At 60.0% G+C, this 10470-nt stretch carries 8 protein-coding genes and 1 pseudogene; 2 read left to right on the top strand and 7 right to left on the bottom strand.

Translation table 11 applies throughout. The annotated features are described in order from the left end of the window. The 3 genes from VJV58_RS21035 to VJV58_RS21025 all read right to left on the bottom strand — a co-directional run. Positions 1–1015, bottom strand: a 1015-nt coding sequence (locus tag VJV58_RS21035; protein ID WP_324139294.1) for a cytochrome P450, incomplete at its 3' end; no start/stop codon positions are given. A gap of 91 nt (positions 1016–1106) precedes the next feature. After that, positions 1107–2393: an MFS transporter gene (locus tag VJV58_RS21030; protein WP_324139295.1), complete on the bottom strand. Its 1287-nt coding sequence runs from the start codon at positions 2391–2393 to the stop codon at positions 1107–1109. A 258-nt stretch (positions 2394–2651) separates the two neighbouring features. After that, positions 2652–2981, bottom strand: a complete 330-nt coding sequence (locus VJV58_RS21025; RefSeq protein ID WP_324139293.1) for a hypothetical protein — start codon at positions 2979–2981, stop codon at positions 2652–2654. A 226-nt stretch (positions 2982–3207) separates the two neighbouring features. On the opposite strand from VJV58_RS21025, the gene VJV58_RS21020 reads away from it, so the two are divergent. Then, the gene (locus VJV58_RS21020) at positions 3208–4662 is read left to right on the top strand and encodes a cytochrome P450 (protein ID WP_324139292.1); all 1455 of its coding nucleotides are present in this window, start codon (positions 3208–3210) and stop codon (positions 4660–4662) included. 62 nt (positions 4663–4724) lie between these two features. On the opposite strand, the gene VJV58_RS21015 is transcribed toward VJV58_RS21020, so the two are convergent. From VJV58_RS21015 to VJV58_RS21000, 4 genes are all read right to left on the bottom strand, one after another. Then, the gene (locus VJV58_RS21015; protein WP_324139291.1) at positions 4725–5816 is read right to left on the bottom strand and encodes a TRAP transporter substrate-binding protein; all 1092 of its coding nucleotides are present in this window, start codon (positions 5814–5816) and stop codon (positions 4725–4727) included. Positions 5817–5839: 23 nt separating this feature from the next. Further along, positions 5840–6520, bottom strand: coding sequence for an alpha/beta family hydrolase (locus VJV58_RS21010; RefSeq protein WP_324139290.1), 681 nt, complete (start codon positions 6518–6520; stop codon positions 5840–5842). Between the two features lie 197 nt (positions 6521–6717). Then, positions 6718–8232, bottom strand: a complete 1515-nt coding sequence (locus VJV58_RS21005; protein ID WP_324139289.1) for an NAD(P)/FAD-dependent oxidoreductase — start codon at positions 8230–8232, stop codon at positions 6718–6720. Positions 8233–8460: 228 nt separating this feature from the next. After that, on the bottom strand, positions 8461–9315 hold the full coding sequence (locus VJV58_RS21000) for a class I SAM-dependent methyltransferase (RefSeq protein ID WP_324139288.1): 855 nt from the start codon (positions 9313–9315) through the stop codon (positions 8461–8463). A 168-nt stretch (positions 9316–9483) separates the two neighbouring features. Here VJV58_RS21000 and VJV58_RS20995 point away from each other — a divergent pair. Further along, positions 9484–10470: pseudogene (locus tag VJV58_RS20995) on the top strand (hypothetical protein); the annotation flags it as partial.

The raw sequence follows: 10470 nt of genomic DNA, 5'->3' as shown, positions 1-10470 counted from the left end.
CGGGCCTGTCGGGATAAACCGCCGGGTCCCGATTGGCCGAACCCAACAGGCACAGCACACTCTCGCCCTTCGGGATTCGCTTGCCACCGAGATCGTCAATGTCCTCCAGCGCCACCCGGCCACTCATTTGCACCGAGGAGTCGTAACGCAGAAATTCCTCGATGGCATTGGTAATGAGTTCAGGGTTGGCCTGTAGCAATGCGAGCTGATCGGGATTGCGGTGCAGCGCCAGCAGCCCGTTGCCGATCAGGTTGACGGTGGTCTCGTGGCCAGCGCCGAACAACAGGATGATGTTGGCGGTCAGCTCCTCATTGGACAGCTTGCTGCCGTCTTCCTCGGCTTGCACGAGCTGCGTCGTCAGGTCGTCGCCGGGATTCTTCCGCCGCAACTCGAACAACTGCTGGAAATACAACTGCGCAGTCAGGTTGCCTGCATTTCCCTGTTCGATTTCGGCTGGACTGAGCGGCACCGGATCGAGCAGGCGGCCGCCATCTCGCGAACTGGTGTAGAATACCTCGCGATGCTCCTCGGGAATTCCCAGCATGTCGCAGATAATCGTGACCGGCAGCCGAAACGCAAAATCCTCGATCAGGTCCATATGTCCCTGGCCCTGGATGCGATCCAGTGTTTGATCGACGACCTGCTGGATGCGCGGACGCATGTCCTCCACGCGACGGGCCGTAAACGCTTTCACGACGAGGCCGCGCAACCGCGTATGATCGGGCGGATCTTGTTGCAGCATCCAATGACTCATGCTGCGAAAGACCGGCTCCTCCATGATCTTCGGTCCATAGCGGCGGATCGTGCGATCGACGTAATCCTTGCCGAAGCGGCGGTCGCGCAAAACCAGACTGGCTTCGGCATGCCGGCTGGCGACGAAAGCGCCAAACGGCGTGACATGCATCGGGTCGGTGGTGCGTAGCCGCGCATAATGCGGATAAGGGTCGCGAATGAACTCGGGCGACAGCGGATTGAACAGCGGCGCGGTCGTCGTGGTCTGAACATGCTCGTTCATGGGTCCTCAGTCTCAGGTTCACTCGAAGACGGATTAAGCCCACAAGCCATCGGTATCGGCAAGTCCGTAAATCCCCGATGTTGGCTCGTCGCTAACGTGTCCCGGTTCGGTGCAGTTGGCCCGCAACCGCCCGCACCTTGCGTGGGGATGCCAGCCAAACCGCAATCGCGGACAATCCGCTCATGACGACGGCGATCGCAAAGCCGAGCGCATAGCTTCCGGTCAAATCGTGCAGGAGCCCGGTCACCCACGGACCCGCCGCGCCGCCGGCAAGCGCCGTCAGCATGATGGTGCCGAAAATGCTGCCGAAATGCTTGCCCTGAAATATTTCCAGGACCACCGCGCCCATAATCGAGGTCAGGCCGTAACCAAGCGCGCCCTGCGCCAATACCATGACGTAGACAAGCAGCAAGCTCGGAAACTGCGCCAGCGCGATCAGAGCCAGGAAGCAAACCGCAAAACCGAGACAGCTTGCTGTCCATACCCATTCGCGTCCGATCCGGTCCGACACGTGTCCGAGCACGATCTGACCGGGAATACCGAGCAGGCTGACCGCGCCCAATGCCCAGACCGCGACGTTGGCGCTGAAGCCGATGTCGAGAAGATATTTGGTCTGATGAACCTGTACCGCGTACCAGATGTACAGTCCGCCGAAATAACCGAGTGCGATCCACCAGAAACGCGCGGTTCGTACAGCGCGGCTCAGGGTCCAATCGGTGTCGGCCCAAGCGGAATCGACGACGTAGGAGACCGGCTTAACCAAGGCGGACGGCGCCGCGTCTCCATCCGGCTGCAGCCCGATGTCTTCGGGACGCTTGTGCAGCAGCAGGTTTATCGGCGCGAGCACGATCAAAATCAGGACGCCCATCGCTGTGCACGCCGTACGCCATCCGCTCTGCTCGATCATGTGCTGTACCCATGGCAACAGAGTCATCGAGCCAATGCCGACACCCGCAAATGCCAGCCCCATCGCGAGCCCGCGTCGGCGATTGAACCAGTTCGGCAGGAACAAGGATTGACCGGAGTAGCCCAGACAGACGCTGCCCGCGCCGACCATGACTCCGATGGTGAGATACAGATGCCATGGCTGTGTCGTCAGCGGAGCCAGCAGCATGCCGCCCGCCATCAGCACAACGCCAAGCTCCATCACCGCGCGAGGGCCGGCGCGATCCATCAACCGGCCGATCAGCGGGCTCACCACGCCGGACACTAGAAATCCGAACGAGAACGCGCCCGCCGTTACGCCGCGTTCCCATCCGAACTCGTCGATGATCGGGGGAAAGAAAAGCGAAAAACTGGTGCGCGCGTTGACCCCGATCGCCATCGAGATGAAGGTGACGACGACGATTATCCAGCCGTAAAAGAACGGAAGCCGCATCATGAACCTTTGCGTACGCGCCATCAGGTCATGATCCGATCAGGATGAAGCATGATCGCTTTCTTTCGATTTGAGCATGATCTCCGCCGCAAGATCGTTTGCGTTTGCCGCGAAGAAGCCGGTTTTCACATTTCTGGATTATGCTACAGGACGCCACGGAATGATCCAGCGCATGGCCTGCATGTCCGAACGCTCGAGAGTCGTTGCTGCAAATTGCGGCGCGTTGCGGGCCGCTCTCAGCGCGATAATGCCGGCTGCTTAGTCCCGCGGCGGCTTCGGCTCGCTCGGGATCGAGGCACGGACTTTCGTCAGGACTGCCTTGCAATAGGCATCGCGCTCTCGGATGAACAGCTGCTGGTGGGCACGGAAAGCCGCCACCCTGCTCTCAATTTCCTCGCGAAATCCGCCGCGGGGTATCGGCATCGGGCGCGCCGCCGGGACGATCTCAACGGGCCGGGGGACCCTCGCGATCTGGTCCGCCGGGGTGAAGTCGATCCGAGCTTCGCCATCCGGCCTTTTACCAGCGATCGACTGAACAAACGTCATGGTTTGCGCGATCAAAAGGTCGCGCTCTTCTACCCACTTCATCGTGCACCTCAGCCTTGATTACTCCATCAAAAAGCCAGAGTTCGATCAAGCAGCGGCGGCGGCTACCGCGCAGTCAGCTGGGGAGAATTCCGGGAAAACTCCGCTTTGTCCCGCGAGGCGAGTTCCACAAGTCGGTGGCGGATGGAACAAGCGTTGTGAACGGACATTTTAATCTTTGTAATTGCATGCTTTTGTTGCTCTTTATTCCTTGGTCAGGATGGGTTGCATGCGTGAGCCTTCTGAACACGCCCGCCGGTTCCCACCGGAATACCGTCCGCCGGCGCCCAAGCCGCAGGCGCATTTGCTCCGGCCGGTCGCACTTATTCGCACGCTGAAGCGCAACCCGCTGGAATGCTGGGCCGCAGCCCATTTCGAGCAGCCGATCGTCCCCGGCGGCCTGCCGATCGGACATGTGCTGCTGGTGCACGAGCCCCGAGCCATCCGCCACGTCCTGTTGGACAATGCAGCGAACTACCGGAAGGACCGGCTGCAACGTCGGGTCCTTTCGGCGGGACTCAACGATGGGCTGTTGAGCGCCGAGGGCGAACAATGGCGCGCGCAAAGACGGGTGCTCGCGCCGATGTTTGCACGGAGGACAGTGATGGACTTCATGCCGGCGATGGTGTCGGCAGCTGATACTTTGATCGCGAGGTGGTCCGCTATTGGCGACGGCGCAACCATCGATGTGGCAGCGGAGATGGCGAGGGTCACGCTCGACGTCGTCGAACGAACCATCTTTTCGGACGGCTTTGGATCCGACGCCGAAGACATTCGCGTCGCCATGGCAGTCTATTTCAACACGATCGGAAGAATCAGTCCGCTCGATCTGCTCGGCGTTCCCGACTTCATTCCGCGCCTTAGCCGGCTGAGGGTACGCTCGACGCTCAAATTTTTCGAAGCGGAAGTCGATCGCGTGATTTCGGCCCGCCGGCGGCTTCTTTCAGAGCGACCGGATCGCGCGCCGAACGATCTTTTGACCCACCTGCTGGAGGCGATGGAAAGCGATGGTCGAGACGGTCTCACCGAAGCTGAAGTGCGATCGAACATCCTCACCTTCATCGCCGCCGGCCACGAGACTACCGCGAACACGTTGAGCTGGGCGCTCTTCCTGCTGTCTCAATCGCAACAATGGTGCGCTCGGATCGAGGCCGAAGTGGATCGCGAACTTGCCCGACCGCCGTCAAAGGGGATTGCGGACCGCCTGGTCGAGACGCGCGCGGTGATCGAGGAGACCATTCGCCTCTATCCGCCGATCGCCGCCATAAGCCGCGTTGCAATCGGCGACGACGAACTGAATGGCGAGCCGGTCAGACCGGGATCGCTGATTGTCATTTCGCCTTATGTGCTGCACCGGCACCGCCTGCTCTGGGATCGTCCCGACGTCTTCGATCCGCAGCGCTTTCTAGGCAGCGGCGCCGCTGCCATGGATCGGTTCGCCTATCTGCCGTTTGGCGCCGGACCGCGCAAATGCATCGGCTCTACCTTCGCGCTTCAAGAAGCCACGCTGGTACTCGCAATGATCGTGAAGCACTTCAGCTTTCAACTACGCCCCGGGCACGAGGTGTGGCCGCTGCTGCGCGTGACCTTACGGCCGGCGAACGGGCTGCCGATGATCGTCACCGCGAGGATGAACGGCCCGGTTCGCGATGTCGCCGGCTCCCCCGAGATGCTGACTTCATAGCGGCCGGCCGACAAACCGCTGTTTCAATTTCGATTTTATAGCGACGGCGACGATGCGATCATTCAACCCTTCGAGCGCGTGCGGATCATGAAGGTCTCATAGGAATATTCCGCGACCTGCCACCACAAATTTCCGTCGTTGCGGAATTCGGTCTGCGACTCCAGGATTTTCTTGAAGTCGGGATTGGACGCCGAGGTCTCCGCATTCACCTCATTCGATGCCTTTAGACAGGCTTCCATGATGGCTTGGCTGAAGGGTCGCAGCAGTGCCCCATTCGCCACCAGGCGCTTGATCGCCTGCGGATTGCGCGCGTCATATCGCGCCTGGACATCCATGTTGGCATAGCCGCAGGCAATCGTGAGCAGCGACTTGTAAGCCTTCGGCAGCGCGTCCCACTTATCCGAATTCATGAAGAAGTGCAGCGCCGTGCCGCCCTCCCACCAACCCGGATAGTAATAGTACTTGGCGATCTTGTAGAAGCCCAGCTTCTCATCGTCGTACGGGCCTACCCACTCCGTGGCATCGATGGTGCCCTTTTCCAGCGCCGGGTAAATATCGCCGCCGGCGATCTGCTGCGGAACGGTGCCGAGCTTAGCAAGCGTTTTGCCGGCCCAGCCCCCGATCCGCATCTTGAGGCCGTTCAGGTCTTCGACGCTGTTGATCTCCTTGCGAAACCAGCCGCCCATCTGCGTGCCGGTATTGCCACCGGAAATGGCGTACAGTTTGCTCTTCCTGCCGAATTCATTGAGCATGTCCTGACCGCCGTGGTCCTGGAACCATGCGTTCTGCTGACGTGAATTCAATCCGAACGGCACAGAGCAATAGAGCGCGAATGTCGGATCTTTGCCGATGAAGTAATAAGCGGCGGTGTGACACATCTCCACGGTGCCGTTGCTCACTGCGTCGAGCGCCTGCAGACCCGGAACGATTTCGCCCGCGGCGAAAGGCTGGATCTGGAATTTGTTGTCGGTCGCCTCAGCGACATATTTCGAGATTGTCTCGGACGCGCTGAAGGGAACGTCGAGCGATTTCGGCCAGCTCGTGGTGCAACGCCACTTCAGCTCAGGCATCGACTGCGCGATGGCAGGCGCAGCGACGGTGGCGGACGCAGCGAGCCCGGCGCCCGCGGTCTTCAGAAATTCGCGACGTTTCATGGCGTTTCCCTCCCGGCTTTTTTCTAGGACTTGCTGTCGATCCAGGCCGATAGCGTATCGACGATCTCGCGCATCACCTCGCCGTCATTTCTTCCGGAGCGCGCCAGCACGTGGAAGGAATGATCGGCCTCCAGCACTCGATGCAGCAAAGCCAATTTGCCGAGGCGCTTCACGACCGGTTCCAACAGCTCTGTCTCGGCCAGCTTGTCACGGGTCCCCTGGATAAACAACATCGGAATATCAACGTGTTCGAGGTGCTTCGCCCGTGCCTCCGAGGGCTTGCCCGCCGGATGCAGGGGAAAGCCGAGAAACGCAAGCCCACGGACGCCGGCTAGCGGAGCAGCGGCTTGCGCTTGCGAGGTCATGCGACCGCCGAATGATTTGCCGCCGGCGATTAACGCAAGCTCCGGGCAACATCGCGCGGCTTCCGCAACCGCTGCACGCACTGCAGCTTGAGCGAGCGCAGGTGCATCCGGCCGCTTGCTGCCGTTTTCCATGTACGGAAACTGGTAGCGCAAGGTCGCGATACCGCGGTCGCAAAGGCCGTCCGAGACTTGCTCCATGAAGGGGTGGGTCATCCCGGCGCCCGCACCATGGGCGAAAACAAAACACGCCTTCGCGCCAGATGGCCGCGATAACAGCGCCGAGACGGTATGCGTGGCGCCGACCTTTGCTTTCAGAAGTTGCGGGCTGACAATGTTCATCGCGGCGTTTCACGATTGCAGACGGCGGCTCCGGGCCATGATGCTACACGCTGGCAATACCTGCAACGCCACTGCTGATGCCCTAGCAGCCGGTCAACTTGCCGATTCTTGGCGGACGAAAGTAGTCCTCCGCGGCGAGAACGCGCAGCTTCGGATTGCGGGCAGAGAATGCTTGTCGCGGGGATCGCGGTGGCGGCTTACGCCGCGCGACTATTCACCCTGCGCGGCACCAGGCGTTCGCTCGCCAGCGCTGCCTGCGCACTCGACTCGCCCGCTTCGTGATATTCCGCATCCTCGTTGACTTCCCAGACGTCGTAGATGCGTTCGCCAGCCAGAATATTCCGCGCCGTCAGCATGGCGGTCATCATGGCGTGATCCTGATTGTTATATTTGTGCATGCCATTCCGGCCGATCATATGCAGGGTCGGATAAGTTTGCTCCAGGTCGCGCCGGATCATCGCCATGTGCTCGCGATAGTCGTCATCGTAAACCGGATAAGCCTTTGGCTGGCGCACCACGCAGCCGTCGACGACATCGGACGCAGAAACCAGGCCGACCTTGGCAATCTCCCGCTTGGCAAGCGCGACGAGATCTTCATCGGACATTGACCACAGGCCGTCGTCCTCGAAGCAGAAATATTCGAGACCGAGACAAGTCATGCCGGCGGGCACCATCTCAGGCGACCACGAGCAGAAATTCTGTACGCGGCCAACCTGCACCGATGGATCGTGGATGTAGATCCAGTTATCCGCAAACACATCCGGTTTGTCGACCATCAGCGCAACCGTGAGGAAATCGCGGTATCGCAGTGCCCGCGCGTGCAGGAGCGAGATCGGTTTGGGCGAGAGTTTTTGCACGAGTTCTCGCACCGGCGCGGAACTCACCACCTGCCGCGCCGTATAATTTTCGCGGCGTCCGTCCGCGGTCGTGACCTCAATGCGCCAGAGCCTCTTGATATCGTCATAAGCGAGTTGGGTCAGCTCCCGTCCCATCAGTATTTGTCCGCCGCGCTCAATGATCTTGGCAGCGGCGGCATCCCACATCATGCCGGGACCCTTGCGCGGATACTGGAACGTCTCGATCAGTGTCTTCACGGTGTCGCGTCCGACCGCGTCGGACTTTGGCTTTCTCCGGAACGACCGCTTCAGCGCGTTCACGACGGCGACGCGAAGATCCAGGCCTTTGATACGCTGCGCAGCCCAATCGGCGGAGATTTCATCGCACGACATGCCCCACACCTTCTCGGTGTAGGTTCGGAAAAATATCTGGAACAGGCGCTCACCGAACCGGTTGCGCACCCAGTCGTGGAAGCTGCGAGGCGAGGCAATCGGAAATAGCTTGGCGAATGCGTATGACAGTACGCACACCGTGCTGGTGAAGATGCCCAGATTGCGCAATGCCTCGAACGCGCTCAGCGGGTAGGAATAGTACTTTCCCGCATAGTAGATTCGCGAGAGCCGCCGCCGGGTAATGAAATCGTTGGGCAGGATCTCGTGCCAGAGATCGACGACTTCCTTTGATTTGGAAAAAAACCGGTGGCCGCCGATGTCGAAGAGGAAATTGCCGCGCCGCACGGTGCGGCTGATCCCGCCGACATACTGCGGATCCTTCTCGATGACGACAACCCCAGAGGTCTCCTTCGTCAGGCAGTAAGCGGCGGTAAGGCCCGCCGGCCCTGCTCCGATCACGAAAACTTCTGCATCAGTGGACATGCGCAGTTCGAGCCCCCTCGTGTTTTGGCCGAACTTGCGCAGACTTTCGTTAATGTAGTGCCCTCGCCTGACGTTGACGGGAACGTCTCTCCCGAAGCGTTAATGAAAGCTCAACGACGCACACCGATTTGTGACGCACGGGGGCGAGCCGTCCTACGTCCCGATGCGTGTGCAGGAGAATTTATGATGGCTTGATCGGGCGGGGGATCGCGGCTTGAGCGCCACGCCTCAACCAGCGTTCGCTTCCGCCAGAACCGCGACTTCTTTTGTCCCGTAAGCCAGATAGGTCAGCCGCCAGCCGTTCCGATCCGAAATTTCTTTCAGCGCCTTGAACCCGCCGTCTCTCCAATCGGGAAAGCCGAAGTAATCGTCAAAGTGAAGAATGAGGCCGTGTTCGACGTACTCGGCGCAGAATTGCAGCACATCAACGGTTGCAGCGTAGGTATCGCAATCAACATGCACCAACAGCGGGGTACCGGAGGCAGGGTTGTCCGCTTTCCAACGGGATCCTGATTCCGCGAACCATCCCTTTATCAAGCTGACATTGGCTCGAACCTTTGGCAGCTTGCCGCCAAGATCGAAAGTCTTTTCCGGAGCCATTCCGCTCCACTGCTCTTGCAGGCCTTGGAAGCTGTCGAAGCCGGTAAAATGCAAGTCGGGAAACTTCCTGGCCTGATAGTTAATCATTCCACCCTTGTAGACGCCGAATTCCAATACAGATTTCCGAGACGGAAAACGCCGCCTCGCCTCCTCGATCGAAAGGGTCAGACCGGTAAATCGATCCAGAAAGGAATACGCGCCTTTCATGTTTTCTTTTGCGTAGTTAAAGGAGTCTACGACTGCGTCGTGGCGCATGAGCATTGGAACAGACTCGGATACCGTTCTTTCGGCGACATAGCGCGCAAAAGAAGCAACGGCGTTGGAAAACCAGACCTCCGCTCGAGTGCCTATTCGCGTCATAGAAAATTTACCCTTTGGATCGTCTCGAACATCCAAACCCGGAGCGTTCGCCGGCTCGTTGGATTTGGATAGCAACGCGCGCAGCTTAAAGCCTCGTTTCCTGCGCTTTGGCTGATCTAGCACTGGTTTGTTTCCCGCCTCCTAACGAGCTGCGGGGCAAGCCGGCTGCACAGGACTTATTTACGGCTGCCGTAGCACAGTGCGGCCGCAGTATTAGTGCGCGGCCGCATGACCCTCCCGCCACCCTTCCATTGCCCTGAACTTCGCCGCCTCGATAACAATGAGTACTCCATGTCCAGCCTTAGTTCGTTGACGGACCAAGTCACGCCCGAAGAACGCCTCGGCGCGAATCCAGGCATCCTGATGATGGTGCTGTGGCTTGCGGCAACAGTTGCGCTCGGACTGCCCGCGATCAGCGGCGGCATCTTCGATGCCCTGTCAACGGATGATGCCATGCGGCTCGTTCAGGTCCGCGACTTGATCGGAGGCCAAGGCTGGTTTGACCTGGTCCAACATCGATTAGACCCGCCCGGCGCATCCATGCATTGGTCGCGCGTCGTCGACGCGCCACTCGCTGCATTGATCCTGATGCTGAGACCGCTGGTTGGAATGCATGGCGCAGAGGCCCTGACTCTCCTTCTTTGGCCTGTCGCGCTATTTGCCGCGGTGCTTGCGCTGGTCGCGGCGATCGCAGGAGTAATGAGCAACAAGGCAACTGGCTCGCAGACGATCGCGGTGTTGCTGGCAGTGCTATCTGCGCCCGCACTGATCCATTTCCGGCCGGGTGCGATTGATCACCACAATGTGCAGATCGCTTTGTTGCTCGTCCTGATCCTTGTGGTGTCAGAAATCGAGCAGAGCGCCGTCAAGGCGGCCATGGCCGGGGCGGCGGCCTCCTTATCACTGGCAATCGGAATTGAAATGCTGCCGGCGATCCTCCCGATCGGCGTAGCCGTTTTTGGGCTTTTCATCTGGCGGGGCGCATCGGTTTCACGACAGGTCGGCGCCTTTGGCGCGGCGCTGGCGGTGTCATCGCTCATGCTCGCGGCGGCGTTGGTCCCGCTGCCTTCGCTGGCCTCGCCGGTCTGCGATGCCTTTGGTGGGCCAGTTCTGCTCCTGGTTGCTGGGGGCGGAGCCAGTCTGATGATCATGGTCGAGATCGATCGTTACTACTCGTCGCTGCGCCTGCGGCTGATGAGTGGCGCAGTCTTGGCGATTGCGTTGCTCGCGGTGTTCCTGTCGCTGTATTCGGGATGCATTGCGTCGCCTTATGACCAG

Origin of the sequence: Bradyrhizobium sp. (assembly GCF_035273305.1) — a bacterium.
In the GTDB taxonomy this organism is placed as follows: domain Bacteria; phylum Pseudomonadota; class Alphaproteobacteria; order Rhizobiales; family Xanthobacteraceae; genus Bradyrhizobium.
The sequence above is the reverse complement of the archived record's forward strand: the minus strand, read 5'-3'. Positions and strand labels throughout refer to the sequence as shown.